General features: G+C 44.1%; 25 protein-coding genes and 1 tRNA gene. 5 read left to right on the top strand and 21 right to left on the bottom strand.

The genetic code is table 11. From position 1 onward, the window contains the following. Positions 1-13: 13 nt before the first annotated feature. The 5 genes from MHH93_RS16925 to rpsF form a co-directional block, all read right to left on the bottom strand. Complete coding sequence (locus tag MHH93_RS16925; protein WP_500054946.1) at positions 14-1,003, bottom strand: ABC transporter ATP-binding protein; 990 nt, start codon at positions 1,001-1,003, stop codon at positions 14-16. A 727-nt stretch (positions 1,004-1,730) separates the two neighbouring features. Continuing rightward, positions 1,731-2,324, bottom strand: a complete 594-nt coding sequence (locus MHH93_RS16920; protein ID WP_500054945.1) for a M15 family metallopeptidase — start codon at positions 2,322-2,324, stop codon at positions 1,731-1,733. Between the two features lie 217 nt (positions 2,325-2,541). Then, positions 2,542-2,814 carry a 30S ribosomal protein S18 gene (gene rpsR / locus MHH93_RS16915; protein WP_017691433.1) on the bottom strand — a complete coding sequence of 91 codons (273 nt, stop codon included), beginning with the start codon at positions 2,812-2,814 and terminating at the stop codon, positions 2,542-2,544. Positions 2,815-2,870: 56 nt separating this feature from the next. Continuing rightward, entirely contained in the window at positions 2,871-3,356 is a 486-nt protein-coding gene (gene ssb, locus MHH93_RS16910; protein WP_017691432.1) for a single-stranded DNA-binding protein, read from the bottom strand. A 48-nt stretch (positions 3,357-3,404) separates the two neighbouring features. Continuing rightward, a complete protein-coding gene (rpsF, locus tag MHH93_RS16905) occupies positions 3,405-3,698 on the bottom strand; it encodes a 30S ribosomal protein S6 (protein WP_036611944.1) in 294 nt (97 codons plus the stop codon). Between the two features lie 202 nt (positions 3,699-3,900). On the opposite strand from rpsF, the gene MHH93_RS16900 reads away from it, so the two are divergent. After that, a complete protein-coding gene (locus tag MHH93_RS16900; RefSeq protein WP_500054944.1) occupies positions 3,901-4,095 on the top strand; it encodes a YjzC family protein in 195 nt (64 codons plus the stop codon). A gap of 450 nt (positions 4,096-4,545) precedes the next feature. On the opposite strand, the gene MHH93_RS16895 is transcribed toward MHH93_RS16900, so the two are convergent. From MHH93_RS16895 to MHH93_RS16880, 4 genes are all read right to left on the bottom strand, one after another. Then, positions 4,546-4,636, bottom strand: a tRNA-Ser gene (locus tag MHH93_RS16895). A gap of 101 nt (positions 4,637-4,737) precedes the next feature. Next, positions 4,738-4,947, bottom strand: a complete 210-nt coding sequence (locus tag MHH93_RS16890; RefSeq protein WP_036611950.1) for a DUF951 domain-containing protein — start codon at positions 4,945-4,947, stop codon at positions 4,738-4,740. Then, a complete protein-coding gene (locus tag MHH93_RS16885) occupies positions 4,937-5,878 on the bottom strand; it encodes a mechanosensitive ion channel family protein (RefSeq protein WP_500054943.1) in 942 nt (313 codons plus the stop codon). The genes MHH93_RS16890 and MHH93_RS16885 overlap by 11 nt, the downstream gene beginning before the upstream one ends. 14 nt (positions 5,879-5,892) lie before the next feature. Then, a complete protein-coding gene (locus tag MHH93_RS16880; RefSeq protein ID WP_264931410.1) occupies positions 5,893-6,156 on the bottom strand; it encodes a putative Se/S carrier protein in 264 nt (87 codons plus the stop codon). Positions 6,157-6,273: 117 nt separating this feature from the next. Here MHH93_RS16880 and yyaC point away from each other — a divergent pair, with 117 nt between their 5' ends. Beyond that, positions 6,274-6,879, top strand: coding sequence for a spore protease YyaC (yyaC, locus tag MHH93_RS16875; protein WP_036611957.1), 606 nt, complete (start codon positions 6,274-6,276; stop codon positions 6,877-6,879). On the opposite strand, the gene MHH93_RS16870 is transcribed toward yyaC, so the two are convergent. From MHH93_RS16870 to rpmH, 12 genes are all read right to left on the bottom strand, one after another. Further along, positions 6,854-7,354, bottom strand: a complete 501-nt coding sequence (locus tag MHH93_RS16870) for a DUF4446 family protein (protein ID WP_307540945.1) — start codon at positions 7,352-7,354, stop codon at positions 6,854-6,856. The genes yyaC and MHH93_RS16870 overlap by 26 nt on opposite strands. A gap of 141 nt (positions 7,355-7,495) precedes the next feature. After that, the gene (locus tag MHH93_RS16865) at positions 7,496-8,650 is read right to left on the bottom strand and encodes an aminotransferase class V-fold PLP-dependent enzyme (protein ID WP_500054942.1); all 1,155 of its coding nucleotides are present in this window, start codon (positions 8,648-8,650) and stop codon (positions 7,496-7,498) included. A 160-nt stretch (positions 8,651-8,810) separates the two neighbouring features. After that, positions 8,811-9,656 carry a ParB/RepB/Spo0J family partition protein gene (locus tag MHH93_RS16860; RefSeq protein WP_339238899.1) on the bottom strand — a complete coding sequence of 282 codons (846 nt, stop codon included), beginning with the start codon at positions 9,654-9,656 and terminating at the stop codon, positions 8,811-8,813. Then, entirely contained in the window at positions 9,649-10,410 is a 762-nt protein-coding gene (locus tag MHH93_RS16855; RefSeq protein ID WP_024629525.1) for a ParA family protein, read from the bottom strand. The genes MHH93_RS16860 and MHH93_RS16855 overlap by 8 nt, the downstream gene beginning before the upstream one ends. A 190-nt stretch (positions 10,411-10,600) precedes the next feature. Continuing rightward, a complete protein-coding gene (gene noc / locus MHH93_RS16850) occupies positions 10,601-11,419 on the bottom strand; it encodes a nucleoid occlusion protein (RefSeq protein ID WP_433749262.1) in 819 nt (272 codons plus the stop codon). A gap of 476 nt (positions 11,420-11,895) precedes the next feature. Then, complete coding sequence (gene rsmG / locus MHH93_RS16845; protein WP_074092898.1) at positions 11,896-12,618, bottom strand: 16S rRNA (guanine(527)-N(7))-methyltransferase RsmG; 723 nt, start codon at positions 12,616-12,618, stop codon at positions 11,896-11,898. Continuing rightward, positions 12,618-14,507: a tRNA uridine-5-carboxymethylaminomethyl(34) synthesis enzyme MnmG gene (gene mnmG / locus MHH93_RS16840; protein ID WP_091035227.1), complete on the bottom strand. Its 1,890-nt coding sequence runs from the start codon at positions 14,505-14,507 to the stop codon at positions 12,618-12,620. The genes rsmG and mnmG overlap by 1 nt, the downstream gene beginning before the upstream one ends. Positions 14,508-14,687: 180 nt before the next feature. Further along, complete coding sequence (gene mnmE / locus MHH93_RS16835; protein WP_278297493.1) at positions 14,688-16,064, bottom strand: tRNA uridine-5-carboxymethylaminomethyl(34) synthesis GTPase MnmE; 1,377 nt, start codon at positions 16,062-16,064, stop codon at positions 14,688-14,690. Positions 16,065-16,275: 211 nt separating this feature from the next. Beyond that, on the bottom strand, positions 16,276-16,977 hold the full coding sequence (gene jag, locus MHH93_RS16830) for an RNA-binding cell elongation regulator Jag/EloR (RefSeq protein WP_500054941.1): 702 nt from the start codon (positions 16,975-16,977) through the stop codon (positions 16,276-16,278). Then, positions 16,974-17,852 carry a YidC/Oxa1 family membrane protein insertase gene (locus tag MHH93_RS16825; RefSeq protein ID WP_338589664.1) on the bottom strand — a complete coding sequence of 293 codons (879 nt, stop codon included), beginning with the start codon at positions 17,850-17,852 and terminating at the stop codon, positions 16,974-16,976. Before MHH93_RS16825 ends, jag begins: the two co-directional genes overlap by 4 nt. Before the next feature lie 74 nt (positions 17,853-17,926). Then, positions 17,927-18,277: a ribonuclease P protein component gene (gene rnpA, locus MHH93_RS16820; RefSeq protein ID WP_500054940.1), complete on the bottom strand. Its 351-nt coding sequence runs from the start codon at positions 18,275-18,277 to the stop codon at positions 17,927-17,929. Positions 18,278-18,633: 356 nt separating this feature from the next. After that, on the bottom strand, positions 18,634-18,768 hold the full coding sequence (rpmH, locus tag MHH93_RS16815; protein WP_017691413.1) for a 50S ribosomal protein L34: 135 nt from the start codon (positions 18,766-18,768) through the stop codon (positions 18,634-18,636). A gap of 575 nt (positions 18,769-19,343) precedes the next feature. Here rpmH and MHH93_RS16810 point away from each other — a divergent pair. The 3 genes from MHH93_RS16810 to gntK all read left to right on the top strand — a co-directional run bounded on the left by MHH93_RS16810 (position 19,344) and on the right by gntK (position 23,207). After that, positions 19,344-20,018 (top strand): GntR family transcriptional regulator, encoded by a 675-nt coding sequence (locus MHH93_RS16810; RefSeq protein WP_500054939.1) that lies wholly within the window; start codon positions 19,344-19,346, stop codon positions 20,016-20,018. 213 nt (positions 20,019-20,231) lie between these two features. Further along, on the top strand, positions 20,232-21,593 hold the full coding sequence (locus tag MHH93_RS16805) for a GntT/GntP/DsdX family permease (protein WP_500054938.1): 1,362 nt from the start codon (positions 20,232-20,234) through the stop codon (positions 21,591-21,593). A gap of 66 nt (positions 21,594-21,659) precedes the next feature. Next, complete coding sequence (gene gntK, locus MHH93_RS16800; protein WP_500054937.1) at positions 21,660-23,207, top strand: gluconokinase; 1,548 nt, start codon at positions 21,660-21,662, stop codon at positions 23,205-23,207. Positions 23,208-23,977 lie beyond the last annotated feature (770 nt).

The following is a 23,977-nucleotide window of genomic DNA, read 5'->3' as shown; positions in this document are numbered from 1 at the left end:
ATGTTATTCCTCCTCAGCTTTGGTCAGGGAAATGAAAGTGCTGGTAACAGGTACAACGTACAAAGTGACCTGGTGCAATTTCATGCATCTGTGGGTTCTCTTCATGAGCCGATTCACTAATCCATGGAATTCGGGCTTTGAATCTGCACCCTTTGCGAGGAAGATTTTTAAGCGATGGAACAATGCCTTGGATAACATGCAATTTGGATCTTTCTTCAGACAGGGTAGGAATAGAATTCAGCAATGAGCGGGTATATGGATGCTTCGCATCGTTCATCAATGTGAAGATATCTGCAATTTCAACAATTTCGCCTGCATACATAACGGCAACGCGATCAGCCATCTCGGCTACGACACCCAGATCATGTGTAATCAGAATAATGCCTGCGTTGATTTCATTCTTCAGTTCACGGATTAGCTCCAGAATCTGTAGTTGAATCGTAACGTCAAGCGCCGTCGTTGGTTCATCGGCTATAAGTAGTTCCGGTTTGTTGGCAATCGCAATGGCGATGACAATTCTCTGTCTCATACCACCAGATAATTCGTGGGGATACTGCTTGTATATTTGTTCGGGACGTGGAATCCCTACCTGATTCAATAAGTGAATGACCTTTTCTCTCTTCTCTCTGGAAGACAGCTTAGACTGATGAAGTGTGAGGATCTCTTCAATCTGTTCACCAATAATCATTAGAGGATTTAACGCAGACAATGGGTCCTGAAAAATCATGCCCATTTCTTTACCGCGTAGCTTGTTCAACTTGTTTGGGGAGATGTTGGCAATATCTTGTCCTTTATAGAGAATCTGGCCTTCGATTTTCGCTTTGTTATGCAAACCCATAAGAGAGAATGCAAAAGCACTTTTACCTGAACCCGATTCACCTACAATCGCCAGCACTTCATTTTTCTTCACCTTAAGGTTAACGTGATCCACTGCTGCATAATAGTCATCTTCAATTCTGAATGATGTTGTTAGATTTCTGACTTCCAATAGCTCTGTATTCAAATCAATCACCCTAACCCCATAATTTCCGTAGATTGTATTCGTGTGTAGAGGAATGCATCCACTGTATATTTCCAAGTTCTTGAAGATAACGAACAATAGCTTATACAAAATACCAAATCATTAGGAGAAACAAGTTTAAGAGACTTATATTTAGACCATTGGTCAATTAATGTTGATAATTCCTAGTGGAATTATACAGCAAAATAATTAATGTAATCATACGTGTAATTTTAGCTAACGTCAATGCTTATTTTGAGATTTTTGGTATAAATGTTTTTTATACCACAGATTTGGATATTAGTAATATTATAAAGGCATATAGCAAGGGTTTTGGGAGGTATTATCATGTTTTTAGCTGGAAGGTACACATAGGCAATTGGTCAATTCAACATATATATAACATAATAGTTACATGTCTTGTATGTGTATGTCTTAAATTGTGTAGATAATCTTAATGATGAGTGAGGTAAATGTCATATTTGTATATGTTGATTAGTTCTCAAACTATTGCTGAGATTTACTCAATTGGAGATGTCGTGCTTACATTTAAACCAAATGTGCGATCAAAGTAAAAAATCTAGTTATTATAGTATAGTTTTATTTATTTGCTAATGTAAAGACCAAATTGTCATCTTTTATCATTTATTTTACAAAAGAAAGAAAAAAGCCCTGCAAAATGCAGAGCTAATCTAATAATTATTCATTTAACTGTATATATAATATTATTTTACTGCGATTCGGGAGGTCTTTTACCACGTTTTAACTCATTGATATTCAAGCCAAAATCCATCTGTAAGTGAGGATAGTCCGGAAAGTTTGCCCAGTCTCCACCCCAAGTGAAACCTAACTCTTTGGCGAGATCTACAACTTCCATCCAATCTGCCTTGCCATTCCCGTTATCATCCCGCTCCATATCCCACACCACATCACCCTCAGGCGTCCTCAATGCAAAATCAATAGCTAATCCATAGTTATGATATGACTCACCACCACGCGCATTCGTAACGATATTGCCCGCACTCGAGCGTCCTTGGTTAAATAGTGCATCTTGCTCTTCAGAACTTCGGTAACCGTGGGTGATAACAATCTCTATTCCGCGTCTCGCTGCCTTTCGTACTAATAGTTTCTCATTCTCTGCTACCACAGGATGAAGGCCTGTGATCGGTACAACCTCTTGGATCGTAGTCCCGGGCCACATGTTATCTATATCACCTTTTTGCTGTAACCATACATATATAATGGAAAGTAAAACAGTAGCTGTAATCCAGGTTTTCAGACTTCTCTTGTTTCTCTGTTTGCCTTTTCGTTTTGATGTACTCATGTCCACTCCTGGTGATTATTCTGAAATAAAGCTATTCCTGCTAACTGAGCCTTTTCAGTAGATTAGACTCTATTATAATTCATTTAAGCCTTGAATGCTTCTATCACCACAGTCATGGATTCTCTGATTAGTTAGAGTGAACAAGTGATATCTTTCTATATATACAAAAAAGCAGTCGGCTATAAGCCGACTGCTTCGTATGCAAGCTGAGTATAAACTACTCAGTTGTGTATGGCAATAATGCGATTTGACGGGAGCGTTTAATTGCAATCGTCAGCATGCGTTGATATTTAGCGCTAGTACCTGTTACACGGCGTGGCAAAATTTTTCCACGTTCGCTGATAAATTTACGAAGCAAGTCCGTATCTTTATAATCGATGTGAGTAATTTTGTTAGCTGTGAAGAAGCACACTTTACGACGTTTATTACGGCCGCCACGACGTGCCGGTCTTTTATCGTTGTCTCCGCCTTCTCTTTGCTTGAAGCCCATGCTTTTCAGTCCTTTCCTATCATGTAACCCATATCTCCTAAGAGTATCAGCTCATGTTAAAATGGCAAATCATCATCCGATATATCAATCGGTTTTCCGTCATCGGAAAAAGGATCCTGATTGTTGCTACGCGAATTATTGTTATTGTTCGCGCGTCCGCCGCCTCCATAAGAAGGCTCTTCACGCATTGGTTGCCCACCGCCACCACCGCTGTTATCACGGTTAGCTGACTCCAAGAAACGAACATTATCGGCAATAACTTCGGTCACGTATACACGTTTTCCTTCGTTATTCTCGTAGTTCCGTACTTGAATGCGTCCTTCGACTGCAGCCAGGCGTCCTTTGCGCAAGTAGTTCGCACAAGTCTCGGCAAGCTGTCTCCAGGTTACGACCGGAATGAAATCGGCTTCCTTTTCTCCCCCTTGGCTTGTAAACGGTCTGTCCACTGCCAAAGTAAATTGCGTAACTGCTACTCCTGCTGGAGTGTAACGCAACTCAGGATCCCGGGTTAACCGTCCGATCAGAATGACACGGTTCAACAATGTAATCCCCTCCTTCAGAGCGTATTGGTGCGTTAATCACGAGTAGTCTTAAGCAGACTTAACGTCGTTCGTAATGAGATAACGAATTACTTCGTCAGAAATCTTCATGAGACGCTCAAGTTCAGTTACAACTGCTGGTTCAGCAGTGAAATGTACCAGAACATAAAAACCATCACGGAATTTCTTGATCTCATACGCAAGACGGCGTTTACCCATAACGTCGTGAGCTGTAACTTCACCACCGCCGTTGGAGATGATGCCTTGGAATTTATCGACTGTAGCTTGAACAACTTCTTGCTCAATGTCAGGACGAATAATGTACATCACTTCATATTTGCGCATAATTTTCACCTCCTTATGGACTCTGGCCCTCAATCCAGGTTGAGAGCAAGGAACGAGCACAAACTCGAACTATATTAATATAACAAATACCGAGTCAAAGTGCAAGCAAACGTTCCCTGTACATATTGGCACATGATCAGCCCTGCTATGGAGCACACTATAGAAGCAACAAAGTAACATAATCTGCAGAGGAGGTTTTATCATGGGTGAAAAAACCGAGTTTGAACCAGGAGACAAAGCACCAAACGACGGAGAGTACACCGAAATTGGGGAAAAAAGCTTTGTCACGGAAATCCAAAAACCAAAGCGAGTAACGCTGCAAAAAGGTGAAGCTTTCCCTGAAACGAGCAATCATAATCGGAAGTGGAAGAAGTTGACCAAAGCCCGCGTTCATTGACCGCAATACTTTTTAAGATCCATGTATATAAGATCGAATAAAGCACATAATACAATTAGGCGGTGCACGAGAGAGGTGTGGTTCCGTTGGACAACGAAGCCGATCATTCGCTGTTGGAGATTCATCACGTAATTTAAGAAGCAAGTGGTTATGTGTAGTAAGGCCCTTCGTCTGAAGCACGCGTATTGCTACGTGCAGTACACCAGGTTTCTGATTGTTACGACCGATTGTTTCCTAACAAACAAATGCACCGCCGGATAAAGAGCCCTTTGGGGCTCTTTATTTTTCATTTTTAGTCACACATATGAATGATGTATCTGATTTTCATACGAGTTCAATACATACTTATTTGATATAACGTTAAACAAAAAAAGACTTTCCTAATGGAAAGTCTTTTTATCGATCACATTTTATTAAACTCAATACGTATTGAGTAATTTACAATTAAAGTGGCGGAAAGGGTGGGATTCGAACCCACGCACGCTGTGACACGCCTAACTGATTTCGAGTCAGCCCCCTTGGGCCTCTTGGGTACCTTTCCGCAGCAGTATTGATTATAGCATGATCATTTACAGAACGCAATACTCCTACGGAGCCTGCATGTAAACGTTATTACGTACTGCATCCCTTACCAATGCAAGATCATGATTCAGTGGAATCTTCGGCTGAACGCAATACTTTCTTCATGTTCTTCTCGAATTTTGCTCTAGGAATCAACACGCTATGTTTACATCCGACACACTTGATCCGAATATCCATCCCCATCCGAATGATCTCCATCTCATTACTGCCACAGGGATGTTGCTTCTTCATCTGCACAATATCCCCAAGCTGGAAACTTTTACGCTCCACCTGTGCCATCCCCCTCATCTTTCTCCAAAGCTGCTGCTTGTTCCAATGCTGCTTGATGACTCATCTCACGATACTCCAGCGTTTTTTTCACATCGCCCTGAATCTGACGTTCCACAGAAGCACGAGAGTTAGGCATACATTCAGCTACTATTCGCACCACATACTCTGATGTAGACATCGACTGTATACCGAGCACATCCGGCACCTTCACAATATTCAGGTCACGCTCTTCAATCCCAACCAAAGACTTCTTCACCAGGTTTACCGACTCATCAAGACTTAAGTCCGCCTTCATCGGAATATCCACTACAGCCAGCGAATTCGACATGGAGTAGTTCGTTACACTTGCAATCGCCCCGTTTGGGATAATGTGCACCTCACCTTGCCAGCTGACCAGTTTGGTTGTTCTAAGTCCGATCACCTCAACCGTTCCCTTGTAGGTTCCCGTCTGTATAACATCCCCTACAGCGAATTGATCCTCCAATATAATGAAGAAACCCGTAATAACATCCTTGACCAGACCCTGTGCACCGAAACCAATGGCAAGCCCCAGCACACCGGCACTGGCGAGCAGCGGCCCAACTTGGATGTTGATCTCAGATAACAGTAGCAGAATCATAATAAAATTACATGTTATGGAGGTCGCATTTTTTAAAAGTTCCCCTACAGTTACGAATCTGCGCGGATTCACGCGTATCTTGCCTTCTTGCTTGCGTTCCATGGAACGATCTATAATTCGATATACTACCTTAATGACAATACGGGTGATGATAAAAATAATGATGATCCGGATCGAGCTGAACATAATGTTAAGCCACATATCGGGATCTGCAATTTTGTTCCAGACTTTATCTGTCCAACGAAGGGCTTCGCCAACAGCGGTTGCGTTACCGCTAGCCGTAGTCGCTTGAGCAAATTGAAATGGCAACATCCAGCATGCCTCCTCTATAACGGTATGTTATCATAGCTGTCTTCTGTTTTGAAATAGAGGCCCCGGATCTCTACGAACTCATTACGAATGATCTTTTGCACTCGCTCCAGATCCTCTTTTGGAAACTGGATACATAGCGCACACCCTGCTGTAATTTCTTTTGGCGTAGGGAACAAATCAATCTCTATCTCAGCAAACTCCAGCAGCATTTCAGCACGCAGCGCCTGCTGGGTTGAATCAAACGCAATTAGCATCCAATCGTTAATCCATTCGTCCATGTCCGGCTCCTTTCGCCATACGTTTAACCTTGGAGAAAAAGCTTGTCCTCGTGAAGTATAAAACGCTCTACCTTTCCATATACTGTTACTACTATTCCAAGGGAAAGGATAGATCCTATGAATCCTACTTCGCGTTCCTTTTCATCACAAGACATGACCAGTCTCAAAATCCCCCATACCGATCCAGGCATTCACTCCGCCATTACCCATCGTTTAATGTTCCATCTCTATAAAGCCCATTCCCTGCAAAATGTAGTGATCGTCTGCATCGGCACAGATCGCTCGACAGGCGACTGCCTTGGTCCTCTGGTCGGATCAGCCCTTTCCAAGTGGGACAGCCCTTTATTCCATCTCTATGGTACCTTGGATGAACCCGTCCATGCGATGAATCTGCAAGATACACTTCACAACATACAGAAAACACACCATAACCCTTATGTGATTGGCATTGATGCCTGTCTTGGACAATCGTCAAGTGTAGGATGCATTCAAGTCGTCAATGGCCCACTCAAACCAGGTGCGGGAGTAAATAAAGAATTACCGCCGGTCGGCGATATCCATCTGACAGGTATCGTTAACGTCGGCGGCTTTATGGAATACTTTGTTCTGCAGAACACACGGCTCAGTCTCGTTATGCGCATGTCCGAGATTATATCCAGCAGTCTGTATTCGGCCATCCGGGAATGGCATACACGTTCTACTCTGCTTGCTGTGCCAGAGTAATAGCTTCCTTTTCCTCTGGGGACAGAGTGTACGTGGACTCTCCCCCTTTAAGAGGTTTTGCATATACATAAGAGCCATCACGGTTGTATATCCCCGTAAGAATCATGCCATCCTGGCTATCATTAATCATAGCCATCGAAAAGCTTAGATCACTGCCACGCTCACCATAAGCATTGTATCTTTTCACCCCAACTTTACCTTGAATGCGGGTCAGCTTTTGCATGACAACTTGCAGCTGATTCGTTTGCAGTTTATGTTCATCCTCAATGCTGTCCATCTGAATTTTCAGATTAATGAGCAGCGATTCCAGGTCCTCTACTCCACTGCCAGCCATCATGGCTTCATATTTACGTTTAAACTTTCGTAACTTTGCTCCTTGAGCAATACTCACAATCAGCAAGATCACCGTAAGTAATGCCATTCCGCCAATAATCCATAACAGCTGTTCCAGAATCAGCTCATTTAATTCAGCCATGTAATTGCAACTACCCCTCTATATTTTTGATCAGATTACGTCTGTCTGTAATTTTATCAATTATTATTAATCAACCGGATATCCATAAGCTTAATCACACAGCAGCACACTACCAAATGAGTTCAACATTTCAAGTATAATCTAGTCTGTCCCCGTCAATTCCAACACTGCCTTAACGAGTGCATCCACATGTTCTCGAGTTGAATTGTATCCCACACTTGCCCTTACTGCTCCGGTAGCGGTTGTACCAGCAGATTCGTGTGCAAGCGGTGTACAATGAAAGCCGGAACGAACCGCAATCCCATAATTCCGATCTAATCGGAAGGCGAGTTGTGCCGAATCATACCCTTCCACAGTAAAGGATACTAATCCCGTGCGTGGCTGCCCAATCTCTGGACCGAGCATTCGAATACCCTTGACGGATGACAATCCATCCATCATATGCTGAGTCAGTTCCCACTCATGCTGGTAGATGAACGCTGGTGTCAACTCCAGTACGTGCTTCACCCCCGCATTCAACCCTGCGATCCCGACTGTATTGGGTGTCCCCGCTTCATACCGATCAGGACGCACCTTAGGCTGCTCCAGCGCTTCTGACTGACTTCCTGTTCCCCCATGAAGTAAAGGCTCTATATCGAGCTCAGGAGCAATGTACAAGCCCCCTGTACCCTGAGGACCAAGCAGTCCTTTGTGCCCTGGAAAAGCCAACATATCAATGTCCAATTGTTGTACATTCACAGGCATAACCCCAGCACTCTGCGCTGCATCTACCAATAAGATCGCCCGATGTTTACGACACAGGAGCGAAATTTCACCAATAGGAAGAATACTGCCAAGGAGATTGGAACTATGTGTACATACCACTAATCTGGTATTCGAACGAAACATACGTTCCATTTGCATCAGATCAATAGCTCCCGCAGCATTAACAGGTACATAATCAATCTCAACATTTCGGAGCCTTCGTAAGTACTCCAGTGGTCGTCTGACTGAGTTATGTTCAGCCATGGTGGCAATTACATGATCGCCCTCTTTGATCGAGCCTTGAATAGCTAGATTTAGTGCTTCTGTCGTATTTGGTCCGAATGCAATATCATTCGCATTTTTAATTCCAAAGATATTGGATATCGATTTTCTCGCCTCGAACAATACACGACTTGCCTGAACAGCCATCCGGTGACTTCCTCTGCCAGGATTGGCTCCGGCAATCTCCAATGCACTCAACATCGCATCACCGACAGCAGGTGGTTTGGGCCAAGATGTTGCTGCATGATCCAGATAGATAACTCCCTCCACCTCACAACCACCCCTGTCCAATATATTATGAATTCGCCTGCACGTACTATGCATATGACCCAATAAACAAAGAATGACATATCGTATCTCCATGGTACAGAGGCGATATGTCATGACATGAGTAAGCCCCGCATGTTGTTAATGAATCATAGACCGACTGTTATTGTAATAATTCCAATAGTCGTTCCAGATCCTGTTGACTGTAGTAGTTGAGCTCAATTTTACCTTTATCTTTATTATGCTTGATTTTCACTGTCGTTTTGAAACGTTCGCGCAGAGATTCTTCCAACGTATCAATGAATGGATCTTTCTTTTTCAATTTCGATTTGGCTTTAGCCTCACCTGTTTTGGAACGATCCAGTTGTTGAACAGCTTCCTCCAACTCACGTACACTCCATTGCTGATCAATGGTTTGTTTGGCAAGTTGCTTCACTACAACCTCGTCTTTAATGCCTACGATGGCACGTGCGTGTCCCATAGATAATGTTCCACGTGAAACATGGTCTTTCACCTCTTCGGGCAAAGATAACAGACGTAAGAAGTTAGCGATATGAGAACGTGATTTACCTACTTTTACAGACAACTCTTCCTGAGTCAACGCGAATTGATCCATTAAACCCTGATAAGCAACTGCAACTTCCATCGCATTCAGATTCTCACGTTGCAGGTTCTCAATCAACGCAATCTCCATTACCTGCTGATCACTGAAGTTGCGGACTACAGCAGGTACGGTGGCATTACCACAATATTGGGATGCTCTGAACCGTCGCTCTCCGGCAATAATCTCATAACCTCTTAATACAGGACGAACTATAATAGGTTGTATAACACCATGCTGACGAATGGACTCAGCCAGTTCATGGATCGCGCCCTCATCAAATACTTTACGTGGTTGATAGGGGTTAGCCCGCAGTTGACTAATCGGGATTTCTACGACTTTATCATCGTCATTAATTGAAAGCGAAGGAATGAGGGCATCAAGACCTTTTCCAAGCCGCTTACTCATAAGAAATCACTTCCTTTGCGAGCTCTAAATACACTTCCGCCCCTCTTGACCGAGGGTCATACGTAATGATCGATTGACCATGAGATGGTGCTTCACTAAGCCGTACGTTGCGCGGAATAATCGTTTGATATACTTTTTGTTGAAAATACTTCTTCACTTCTTCAATAACCTGTATTCCCAGATTAGTCCGTGCATCAAACATCGTCAGCAATACCCCTTCAATCTGCAGGGAAGTATTCAGATGTTTTTGTACCAGACGAACCGTATTAAGCAACTGGCTTAATCCTTCAAGTGCATAATACTCACACTGAATCGGAATGATCACCGAATCGGAAGCAGTCAACGAATTAATCGTTAACATACCAAGGGATGGTGGACAATCGATCAGTATGTAATCATAGTTTTTTTTCACCATGGCGAGTGATTTTTTCAGGCGAACTTCCCGTGATATCGTGGACACCAATTCAATCTCGGCTCCGGCAAGCTGAATCGTTGCGGGTATGATATGAAGGCCTTCAATCTGAGTCTCCACAATCGCTTCTTGAGGAGGAACCTCATTAATAATGACATCATATATACAATTAGCCACATCTGCTTTATTGATTCCAACTCCGCTGGTTGTATTCCCCTGAGGGTCAATATCGACAAGCAATACTCTTTTCCCGAGTGAAGCCAGTCCTGCACCCAAGTTAACAGATGTCGTCGTTTTCCCCACACCGCCCTTTTGATTTGCTACGGCCATAATCTTAGACAATTACTTCACCTCAAATAAAATAGGAGTCTTTTCTTGTAGGTTGTGAGATATTGTTAACAAAAAGCAGGCGGCTATCGTCCACACAAACAACAACTACCGTTCCATCCATGTACCGACCGTTCTTTATAAATGTCAGACCTAGCTTGCTTTATAGACATAAAAAACGGCCCATTGCCGCCATAAGCTTCAATTATTTACGTTTTGGAATATGGATAACGATCTCATAATGATCCTCATGGTCTGCTTCTTTTGTTTTGATATCCAGACCAGAGCCAGTTACCATATCAATGGATTGGCGAATCGTATTAAGTGCAAGTCTTACGTCTTTGGTAAAGGAAACACGTTTGGATTTTTTGATCTTGGAAGATTCCTTGTAGAAGGCAACACGTGCCTCTGTCTGTTTCACATTTAATTCTTTTTCAATAATCTCACCGAGCAACTTCATCTGCAGTTCTTCCGTATCGAGAGAAAGTAATGCTCTTGCATGACGTTCAGAAATTTTGCGTTCCATCAATGCAGCCTTAATGCCATCCGGGAGCTGTAACAAACGGATTTTGTTGGCAATGGTTGACTGGCTTTTGCCGAGTCGTTGTGCAAGACTTTCCTGTGTCAGTTGATGCAAGTCGATGAGCTTCTGATAAGCGACAGCCTCTTCAATCGAGGTTAATCCTTCACGCTGCAGGTTCTCAATCAGTGCAATGGATGCGGCCTGAGAATCGTTGAATTCACGCACAATAGCCGGAATCGTATCCAAACCTAGTTTTCGAACTGCACGCCAGCGACGTTCCCCGGCAATAATCTCATATGATCCATTTCGCACGCGAACGACAATAGGCTGAATGACACCATGTGTTTTGATCGTTTGCAACAACTCATCAATTTTATCATCATCAAAAATAGTACGGGGTTGATATGGGCTGCTCACAATTTCATTAACCGGAATCTGTTTGATCTCATCTCCGTTATTGCGCTCCGCCAAACCAAACAACTTCGAAAATTGTTCTTTCATTCCGCAGATTACCACCTAGTTTCGTAATAGCTCCCACAGTCTTTGCAGGTGCTTCTTATTCAATAAGCGACCCTTCACATGCATCGTTCTTGGAATAAGTTTTGCCTTTTATAATGCCTTCTGTCATACAACATGGAACGCATATCCATCTATCTATACATATAATCTATGATCGCTGTAACCCAGGATCGGATACTTCTATTCTATCATCTTTTATATCATAATCCTATGCTTACCTATTCTTTAAACTCTGCTAATTTTCCTGCTTTTTCTTTGTGAATATTGGAAATATGACGTCTTGTACACGTTCAATTCATGAAATTATCCATGAGATACTCTACGTGGAAATCATCAATATAGTTTCTTTAAATTATATGTATTATGGAATATCTGTGTTGCTAAATCTAGTCCTCCCTTTCAGAAAACAAAAAAAAGAAGATGTTTCACGTGAAACATCCTCTTTATCCATTACACAACTATATCAGCGGCGTCTTCATTGGAGTGCCTGGTTTGCGTGGATACTTATATGGTGTCTTATCAAATTTCTGAATTAGGATGATGTGACGCTCTGATTCTTCAACCGGGAGCTGGAATGGATGAACGGCCTTAACCCGTCCTTTCAGCTGATTGAAGCTGAACTCCGCTTCCTTCATTTCTTCACGCGGATCTCCACCCTTCATGGCAGCGAATATTCCACTTTTACGAACAAAAGGAAGACAGAATTCATTCAGTACAGCCAGCTTGGCTACTGCACGCGCCGTAACGAGATCGTAGCTGTCACGATACCCTTCTTTGCGTGCAATCTCTTCCGCACGTCCATGGACCAACTCCACGTCTGTCAGACCAAGGATATCTACCACATGCTGTAGGAAGCCAATACGTTTATTTAATGAATCAATGATCGTAAGCTTAATGTGCGGGAAACAGATTTTCAGTGGCAATCCAGGAAAACCCGCTCCAGATCCAATGTCAGCCAGCTTATTCACTTTGGTCATGTCTGTATAAAAGGCCAGCGATACCGAATCATAGAAATGCTTGGTATACACTTGCTCACGATCCGTAATTCCGGTCAGATTCATCTTTTCATTCCAGGATACCAGCTCCTGATAATACAGTTCGAATTGCTCCAATTGGAGTTCTCCCAGTTCTAATCCATGTTTCTTTAAGCGCCGTTGCAGTTGCTGTTGAATATCGTCCATTATTGTCCCCTTGCTGCGGTTACACGGTTATAATGCTCCAGGTAGACCAGCAGAATAGAGATGTCGGCAGGAGTAACTCCAGCAATACGAGAAGCCTGACCAATCGAGATTGGACGAATCGTAGCGAGCTTCTGTTTGGCTTCCATAGCAAGACCATGAATCTCATCATATACGATGGTGTCCGGAATTTTCTTTTTCTCCATCTTTTGCAAACGTTCCACGTGGATCAATTGTTTCTCAATATAACCCGCATATTTAATTTGTATTTCCACTTGTTCTTTCATATCTGCTGTCAGTTCTACCTCAGATGGTGAGAGCTGCTCAATCAGTTCATACCCCAGCTCCGGGCGACGCAGCAAGGTAAGCAACGTACTGCCATCTTGAATAGGTGTAGATCCGTACTCTTCCAGCTTGGCATTCACTTCAACCGGGCGAGCCTTAGCCACTTTCAGACGTGCGACTTCCTGCTCGACTTTTGCCTTTTTATCCAGGAATTTCGCATAACGCTCTTCAGGGATCAGGCCAATGTCATGTCCAATTTCCGTCAAACGCATATCTGCATTATCATGGCGAAGCAACAGACGATACTCAGCGCGTGAAGTCAACAGACGATACGGTTCATTTGTACCCTTAGTTACCAAATCATCAATCAGCACGCCAATATAACCTTGGGAACGATCAAGCACAATCGGTTCTTTGTCTTGTACTTTGCGAGCTGCATTAATGCCGGCCATAACGCCTTGTCCAGCCGCCTCTTCATAACCGGAAGTACCATTAATCTGACCTGCTGTGAACAGACCTGGCAGGCGTTTGGTTTCAAGGGATGGCCACAATTGTGTAGGCACCATCGCATCATATTCAATCGCATAACCGTTACGCATCATTTCCACTTTTTCCATACCTGGAATGGAGCGCAGAACCGCAAGTTGAACATCTTCTGGCAGACTTGTAGATAGTCCCTGCACATAATACTCGGATGTATTTTTGCCTTCCGGCTCCAGGAAAATCTGATGTTTAGGTTTGTCGCTAAACCGAACAATTTTATCCTCAATGGATGGACAATAACGCGGTCCAGTCCCTTCAATTACACCCGAAAACATCGGTGCGCGATGCAGATTATCATTAATAATCTGATGTGTTTCCACAGAGGTATACGTCAACCAGCAAGGCAACTGCTCATTATCGGAAGATTCTGTTTCATAGGAAAAGAACTTCGGCTCATCATCGCCAGGCTGAATTTCGGTTTTGCTAAAATCAATCGTATCCTTATGCACACGTGGTGGTGTACCCGTTTTGAAACGAACCAGATCGAAGCCCAGTTCGCGCAGATGCTCTGACAATTTAAGAGAGGGTTGTTGATTGTTCGGTCCACTCTCATACATCAACTCACCCATGATCACTTTGCCGCGCAAGTATGTGCCTGTTGTCAGAACGACTGCTTTGGCCCGATACTCCGTTCCGGTCTGAGTCACGACGCCTACACATTTTCCGTCTTCAACGATCAGTCGATCAACCATACCCTGACGCATCGTCAAATTTCGTTCATTCTCCATCGTTTCCTTCATTTTATGCTGGTAGGAGAATTTATCTGCCTGAGCACGAAGTGCGTGAACAGCAGGTCCTTTACCCGTGTTAAGCATCCGCATCTGAATAAAGGTTTTATCGATATTCCGTCCCATTTCTCCACCGAGTGCATCGATCTCACGCACAACATGTCCTTTGGCTGGTCCCCCAATAGATGGGTTACAAGGCATAAAGGCCACCATGTCCAGATTGATCGTAATCATTAGTGTTTTGGACCCCATACGAGCTGCGGCCAGCGCGGATTCCACACCAGCATGTCCTGCACCAACGACGATTACATCATAACTGCCGCCATCAAAAGCCATTCCCGTTTACCCCCTTATAATGAAAACAAAATACTTCTAACCGTTCATCGGAACTTGCATTCCTATCTATATGAAACCAACACGTAATGGCTACAATATCATTCCATCCTTTGACAACAGGCAGAAATTGTACCTTTCCATCATACACTACGATTTAAGTCAATCGTCAGTATATTATTTTTACTTTCCTAGACAGAACTGGGAGAAAATCTGATCAATTAATGCATCATGTGCTGTATCTCCAACAATCTCGCCTAAGTGCTCCCACGCCAAACGAACATCAATCTGAATCATATCGATTGGAATGAACTGATCTGCTGCTTCATACGCATCCACCAGGGATTGCTTTGCTTTTTTCAGCAACGCAATATGACGCACATTGCTGACATAGGTCAGGTCTGCGGACTCCAGTTTACCACTGAAAAATAGCGTAGAGATCGCCTCTTCCAGTCGATCCACACCCAGATCATCTTTTACCGACATCGGCACAAGCCGTTCTTCCGGAATATATCGAAGCAGCACGTCACGTTCTACCTGTGGCGTTAAGTCCATTTTATTCATAATGATTATCGATTGTCTACCGCGGATTTGTTCCAATAATTCAATCTCATCGGGATGAAGTGGCTCCGCAGCATTCACAACCATTAAGATCAGGTCGGCTTCACTTACCGCAGAACGAGAGCGTTCTACCCCGATCTTTTCTACAACGTCCATCGTTTCCCGTATGCCTGCCGTATCCAGCAACTTCAGCGGAATGTTATTAATCGTAATAAACTCTTCAATTACATCACGAGTTGTCCCTGGAATGTCTGTGACGATAGCCCGATTGTCTTGCGCCAGTGTATTCATCAATGAGGATTTACCTACGTTAGGTCGTCCAACAATAGCGGTCGTGATACCTTCTCGCAGGATTTTTCCTTGTTCTGCTGTCGTCAGCAATTTATCGATCTCAGTCATAACCTGACTGGACTTTTCTTTAATAAAATCAGACGTTAACGATTCCACGTCATGCTCGGGATAATCGATATTTACTTCAATATGAGCCAATGTTTCCACCAGAGTGTATCGTAAATCACGCAGTTTGGAGGACAGTTTGCCTTCAACTTGTTTTAATGCAACCGAGAAAGCCCGGTCCGATTTGGAACGAATTAGATCCATGACACCCTCAGCCTGAGACAGGTCAATCCGCCCATTAAGGAAAGCACGCTTCGTGAACTCACCAGGTTCAGCCAGGCGAATATCGAGCTGCAACAGCAAGTCCATGACCCGTTTTACCGACACTACACCACCATGGGCACTGATCTCCACGACATCTTCAGTTGTGAACGACCGAGGTGCGCGCATGACTGTTACCAGCACTTCCTCGATCTTCTCGCCGCTCACTGGATCTATGATATGACCATAATGAACCGTATGAGATGCTGCCTGAGTTAAAGGGGTTTTGCTGCGGAAAATCTTTTCCGTCTCCGACACTGCTTCTGGGCCACTCACCCGGATTACGGCAATACCCGCCTCTCCGACAGCCGTTGATATCGCTGTGATCGTATCACTGATCATGGTTATCTCTCCTTGCTCTATTTTAAAATTGCCGTCCTTCGGGGGACGCCATATCCATTTTCAACTCTATTAATGATATAACATATGACATGTCACTTATCGTATTAAGTTCACTCTTCACTTGTTCTACGTACCTTACCAAATTGCTTCTGTACGAAAAAAGCAATGGCTTCTGCATCGGGCAGGAAGCCATTGCGTCTTCAATTTCGAGTTATTTCGTCGTAATAACCACACGCCGATTAGGCTCTTCGCCCTTACTCAGGGTCTTAATCTGCGGGTGATTTTGCAGTTTTGCATGAATGACTTTTCGTTCGAGCGGAGGCATTGGCTCCAGTACAACTTCCTTACCGGTACGGATGGCTTGTCCGGCCAACCGTTCAGCCAGATCCTCCAGCGTCTTACGCCGACGTTGACGGAAATTCTCCGCGTCGAGCACAATTCGAACGAAGCTTTCCGAGTATCGGTTCGCTACAATGTTCGTCAGATACTGGAGCGCATCCAGCGTCTGTCCACGTCTGCCAATAATCATGCCCAGATCGTCGCCGGCAATATTGAAGATATGTCCATCCCGCTGTTTTTTGATATGCACTTCAACATCCAGTCCCATACCCGCTGCGACCTCTTTCAAGAAAGCAGCCGCTTCTTCATAGGGATTTTTAGCTGCAACACCCTCAAGTAAGGCATCTACCTCAGTTTCGTATGCAGCTGGTTTGATCGGCTGTGAAACAGCTTCCGGTACAGGCAATAATTTCACTTCAACTTTGGCCGCCCTCACCCCGATCAAACCCAGGAATCCTTTTGACGGCTGCTCTAACACTTGTATCTCGACCTTGTCCCGACTTACGCCAAGCTGGGTCAATCCTTGGTTTACAGCATCTTCAACGGTTTTTCCTGACGTAATGACTTTGGTCATTTCGATTTTTTGGCCCCTTTCGACCCTTTTCCAGAGACGGTCGCTTTGCCACCGTTTTTGCGTTTAGCTCCGTTTTTGGAAGAGCTATTCTGCTTCACGTTGACCTCAGCCACGATTTTATCATTATTCCGGTAAAGGAAATAGTTTTGCACGATCGTGTAGATGTTACTGTAGAACCAGTACAGCGGAAGTGCAGACGGGAACTGATAGGACATCACGAAGATCAAGATAGGGTAAACCCATAACATGAACTGCATTGGTCCCACTTGCTGTGCAGGGTTCATACGCATCATCATCCATGTTTGAATGAATGTAGTGATCGCAGCCAGCACTGGCAAAATAAACAGGTGATCCGGTTCCCCGAGCTGGAGCCACAAGAAATCATGGGTTCTCAGACTGGAGTTTCCGTAAATTGAGTTATAAAGTGCGATGTAAATCGGCATCTGAATGATAAGCGGCAGACAACCCGCCATCGGATTAACTTTGTTCTCCTGAAACAACTTCATTGTTTCTTGCTGAACTTTCTCAGGTGTATCTTTAAACTTGGCTTGAATCTCCTTCAGCTGCGGCTGAATCGCCTGCATAGCTTTGGAGCTACGGACTTGTTTCATTGTTAATGGTAAAATCAATGTCCGTACAATAAGCACCATCACGAGGACGGCCAGTCCATATTCACCGTTAAACCAGTTGGCGAATGTATCCAGCGCCAGTGAGAACCAGTACACAACATTGCTTTGCCAGAATGAGCCACTATTCTTCAGATCTTCCGTAGTAACCCCGGCTCCCTGTGGAGTACATCCGGCGAGTACAGTGACCATTGCAATGACTGCAATGAGGAGAATCCACTTCCCCTTTGATGTCTTCAATCGCGACACTTCATAACCCCTCTCTTAACCATTCCATTCCACCGTAAATCATACCATAATTAGGAGGACAAATAAACCGAAGCTTACCGCTTGCTCGACTTCAAAAGTGAGCCCTTGCGCATCGCATGTAGCAGGCTTTTTTCCATCTCCTTGTAGGGCATGTCCAGTGCACCTTTTCTGACGATAAAAATCAGATCCATTTGCGTGACAATCTCATGCTCATGGTGACGAACAATTTCCTTAATCATGCGTCTCATCCGGTTGCGTACGACAGCGTTTCCGATTTTCTTGCTGCATGATACGCCCACCCGGAATTGTTCCGTATCTTTACGTCGGCAGCCATACACCACGAATTGATGATTGGCAAACGATTTTCCATACCGGTATACGCGGCTAAAGTCCGCCCGGTTTCGTAGACGCAGTCTTTTATGCACGGCGCTTCTCCTTGCTGTTCTCCATCATTGTTGTTGACGGAGGCCTCATTACTGATTTAGTATAGGCTTTCTTGAATGACGGTAAACCGTCCAGGGACAACTTCATTTGGGATGAATGTTGATCGGTAATTTAAACCGAGCAAACATTCATCTTTGATGATTGTTAATCAGCTACTTGAACTGATCAGCATTCATCCTTATATAAGGTAAGTTTTCGACAAATGGAAAACTCACTCAACATAAATCTTGTGTGTTCAGCACTTTTTCGCAGACCATTCAGACCTGATCTGTAGCAGCATCCAGTCTAAATTGAGCTAATTAAGAAAAAAAAGACCACCTCGGTGGTCTTCAATGCATTAAGCACTCAGGTTTTTACGGCCTTTAAGGCGACGTGCGGCCAAAATTTTACGGCCGTTGCTCGTGCTCATTCTTTTCCGGAAACCATGAACTTTTTTACGTTTGCTAACGTTCGGTTTGAATGTAGGTCTCAATGTATTGCACCTCCTCACAAGGAAATACTTATGTGATGAATCACTTTCATCTTCACAGAAAACACCTTTATATATTTAACCATGCCCACCTGCAAAAGTCAACTGCAAGACGCACAGCTTCTCCCTCTTTTATATATACTCTCCAGCTCACCCAAAGTAATGACCACAGTCCGTTCGTTTGACTCCCATTATCAAGCCTCGAAGAGAGTCCTGAAAGTTATCCCCAGACCCTGATCAGATCAGCATATTTCAGCATTTATAGTTATCCACACCCTCCAATACCCACTATCTCCTTTATTCTATCCTGTTTGAAGTTATTCACATGTGGATAATGATTATAGCTATTAAAATTGTCGAATTCGAATCATGTTGTATCCGCTTCAATTATGGTTTACAAGTTTTTGAGAAAGGTGTAGGATAAAAATCACATCTTGTATACAAGTAGTCCTTTGAAAAAAACATGAGCCGTTAGCTTGTAGCCACAGACTATGGATTGAACTGAAATGTCCAGTCCGCAAAATAGTTATGCTATGATCAGTAATGAACTGATTATTATTAATAGGAGCGTTAGCCATATGCTATTTCCTTCTTCCTGGCTTCAAGGGGCATCCCGTGGTGAAGCCATTGCCTGCGAATTAAGGTTGCGGATCATCAGCGGTACTCTTCGACCTGGAGAGATTTTGTCGGAAAATCGAATTGCTGCTGATTTTGACAGCAGTCGTTCACCTGTCCGCGAAGCGTTACGAACATTGTCCAATGAAGGACTTATTCGGCTTGAACGAATGGGTGTCGTTGTCATTGGACTACGAATCAAGGATGTCGAAGAATTGTATGATGTCCGTTTCCTGATTGAAAGTTTTGTACAGCAGCGACTTGCTGGTGATGTCCCAGAATCATTAATCACCCAGCTGCGTAACGTGATCGACAAAATGCAACTTGCTGGACGGCATCAGGACGCCGTTGAATTCGCCTATCAGGATCTCGTTTTCCACGAGACCATCATTGAAGCTGCTCAGCATTCCCGTATTTCACATCTATGGAAGAGCATTCGATATGTTGTGATGACCGTTATGCTGCTCACGACGCGCAGAGTATTCGTTCAAGGCGAGCAGAAAGTAAGCGCTGTAATTGAGAAACACCGTTCGCTCGTTGAAGCACTTGAATCCGGTGACAAAACGCTCATTCAGGCTGGAGTCCGCACGTATTTCCAGGATTCAGGCAAAACCCTGCACGAGAGCTTTGATTCCTAAAAGGAGCAAGGCGTTTGCAATCATATCCACTGTGAATGATTGCGGCTTAACTTGTCGACAAGTATACAAAATGCGATATTGTTTCAAATTTGGGCATGATAACACTACAATTTTGCCCCTATCCCTAACTGCACGTACTGACATGGTTACACTTGATAAAGTTAATCTCACTTGTAAGCGTTCTATATCAGAAATAAAGGAGCACATAACATCATGAGCACTCTTTTTGGATTATCCCACAATGCAACATTATTGGTTTGGACGTTAATTGCGATCGTTTTTCTGATCGTCTTGATTTCCAAGTATAAATGGAATCCCTTCATCACCCTGCTGTTGTCCGCTTTAATGCTCGGTTTACTTACAGGCATGAAACCTGCCGATGTGATCTCTTCCATTACTGGGGGACTTGGCGGCACACTTGGAACCATTGCCATTGTTATTGCTCTCGGTACGATGCTTGGCAAGATGATGGCCGAATCGGGCGGTGCAGAGCGCATTGCCACGACATTGGTCGATCGGTTCGGTGTGAAACGTGTGCACTGGGCCATGATGATTGTTGGATTTATCGTGGGTATTCCTGTTTTCTTCGAAGTCGGCGTAATTTTGATGATTCCGATCATTTTCACCGTTGCACGTAAAACCAACATGTCTCTGCTGCAGATTGGTATTCCCATTTTGGCCGGTCTGTCGACTGTACACGGTTTGGTTCCACCCCACCCAGCGCCAATGATAGCGATTGGAGCCTACAGCGCGGATCTGGGTAAAACCATTCTGTACTCTCTCATTGTTGGTATTCCTACAGCGATTATTGCAGGACCTTTGTTTGGTAAATTTATTGGCAAAAGAGTACACACCGAACCGCCAGCTGAACTGGCTGAACAATTCGCAACCAAAACAAACAGCAACATGCCTGGGTTTGGTATTACCCTGTTTACCATATTGCTGCCGGTTATTCTGATGCTGATTGGTTCCATAGCCAGCATCATTGACCCAAATGCCACAAGCGGCTTTACCGTTTTCAGTGAATTTATAGGTCATGAGATCATTGCTCTGCTCATTTCAGTTGTATTTGCCCTCTTCTCACTCGGCTTTGCACGTGGATTCACCAAACACGATATTTCTCGTTTCACCAGTGAATGTCTGGCGCCTACGGCGACCATCATTCTCATTATTGGCGGAGGCGGTGCTTTCAAACAGGTTTTGATTAACAGTGGTGTAGGTAACGCCATTGCTGAAGTGGCCACCCATGCCAACATTAATGTAATCTTCTTTGCTTGGCTTGTCGCTGCACTTATTCGTGTAGCTACCGGTTCAGCAACCGTAGCCATGACAACAGCTGCTGGCATCGTCGCTCCGGTGCTTGCACTCACACCAGGAGCGAATATTGAGCTGGTTGTACTTGCCACAGGCGCGGGGTCACTCATCTTGTCTCATGTGAACGATGCCGGATTCTGGATGATCAAAGAATTCTTTAATATGAGCGTTGCCCAGACATTGAAAACGTGGACCGTTATGGAAACACTATTATCCGTAGTCGGACTGATCTTTATTTTGCTCCTGAGTACAGTCGTATAAATAGACTCTTTATAGTAGAAAGAAATTAAAATCTTATCGCTTTCTGAAGAAAGAAGGATTAAATATATGAACAACTACATGATTGGGATCGATATTGGTACCACCAGTACCAAATCCGTGTTATTTACCGAGCAAGGCTCCGTCATCAGTACCTCAACGCAGGAATACCCTTTGTATACCCCTGCACCGGATGTGGCCGAACAGGACCCTGAAGAGATTGTACAAGCGGCCCTCCGCTCTGTCCGTGGAGTCATGGATCAGAGCGGTGTAGCTGCCGAGCAAATCCTGTTTGTATCCTGCAGCTCAGCTATGCATAGTGTCATTGCCATGGGACAGGACAACCAACCTTTAACCCGCTGCATCACTTGGGCGGATAATCGAAGTGCAGCATGGTCTGCCCAGCTTCAAGAGAATGGATTAGGACATCGCATCTATCTGCGGACAGGTACACCTATTCATCCGATGTCACCTCTAACCAAACTGATGTGGTTGCGCCACGATAAGCCTGAAATTTTTGAACGTACAACGAAATTTATTTCTATTAAAGAATATCTGTTCTTCCGTCTATTCGGCCAATATGTTGTTGATCATTCCATCGCGTCCTGTACAGGCTTGCTCAATCTGGAACAACTGGACTGGGACGCAGAGGCCCTTGAGGTAGCTGGCATTACACCGGACCACCTTTCAAAGCTCGTACCCACAACTCATATATTAGAAGGAATGAATACCGAATCTGCTGAAAAAATGGCACTCTCCCCCTCCACACCCTTCGTAATTGGCGCAAGTGATGGGGTTTTATCCAATCTCGGCGTAAACGCCATTGAACCTGGTGTTGTCGCAGCAACCATCGGAACCAGCGGGGCCATCCGTACCGTCGTGGACCGTCCAGTTACCGACCCCAAAGGTCGGACGTTCTGTTACGCCCTTACAGAGAATCTTTGGGTTATAGGTGGGCCTGTGAATAATGGTGGCATGTTGTTCCGTTGGGTGCGGGATGAATTCGCCGCCTCTGAAGTGGAGACAGCGAAGCGACTCGGTATCAATTCCTACGATGTCTTAACCAAAATTGCCGAACGTGTCCGGCCAGGATCGGAAGGACTTCTGTTCCACCCGTACCTGTCGGGCGAACGTGCCCCTTTGTGGAATCCGGATGCCCGTGGTTCCTTTTTTGGCTTAACACTCCATCATCAAAAAGAGCATATGATCCGTGCTGTCCTGGAAGGGGTTATTTTCAACCTATACACAGTACTGCTCGCCATGGAAGAACAGATTGGGCAGCCTACCTCTATTCAAGCTACAGGTGGGTTTGCGCGCTCTCCTCTCTGGCGTCAGATGATGTCTGATATCTTCAATCAGGAGGTCGTTGTGCCCGAGAGCTTCGAAAGTTCCTGTCTGGGTGCCGTCGTACTTGGCTTGCACGCTACTGGGCGGATCAAATCGCTTCATGCCGTCTCTTCCATGGTGGGTACAACGCATCGACATACCCCTGTGAAAGAGAATGCCGTACTCTACCAGGAACTTCTGCCCATCTATATTCGGATCTCTCGCAAACTGGAAGAGGAATACGCAGATATCGCTGAATTCCAGCGCAAAATGTCCCTTCCCCGTCTCTAAATCATCAATCCATACTTCATCTCTTCACACAAAAAAATAGGGTGTGCCTAAAACCAAAAATCGGTTTTAGGCACACCCTATTTTGCTATAGACGCATAATTTATCCTGCAGAATCATAGGATACAATCATATCATTCTACATCCATATTTGAGTAATACTTACCTCTTCATTTTCGGTTAATTCACATTCCAGATGTCTCAAAATTAAGTCCGTTGATCCATTAATCTCCTTCATCAACGATCACAGCATGACCACCTGCTTAGAATAAACACCACTGATCTTGTTCAACTAAATACATGAGTTTACTCCCAATTCCATCTCTACCCTGACACTGAATTCGTAACTTTCACCATTGCTCCTTTGCCAAGAAAAACACGCGGTTGAAAGGTAACTCCTTTTCGGATATCAATCATGCTCCATTTTCACTTCACGGTTATCCACAGACAGGTTATTCACAAACGAAGAATGCTTTTACACACAATTTGGCATCATTTGACGGATAACCTGTGTATAAAACATTTTTGGTTTTTGGGTCTTTCTGTCGAAAATTAAACAGTTTATAAACAATATATTGTGTTGTGACTAAAAATTATACACAAGTTATTGAATTTGTGGATAAAATCACGCGATACGTTGAAATGCGGGGTTTCTTTTGCTATGATTGTATTACTTTTGGATGTGAATATGTGATCTGACCCATAATATTATCAACAGCCTGTGGATAAAGTTGTGAACAATTTTCCGTTGTTCATACTTTTTTTGTTTTCGA

It is taken from the genome of Priestia sp. FSL H7-0729 (genome assembly GCF_038005685.1).
Taxonomy (GTDB): Bacteria; Bacillota; Bacilli; order Paenibacillales; family Paenibacillaceae; genus Paenibacillus.
Note: the sequence above shows the minus strand (reverse complement) of the source record. Positions and strands in the feature narration are given on the sequence as shown.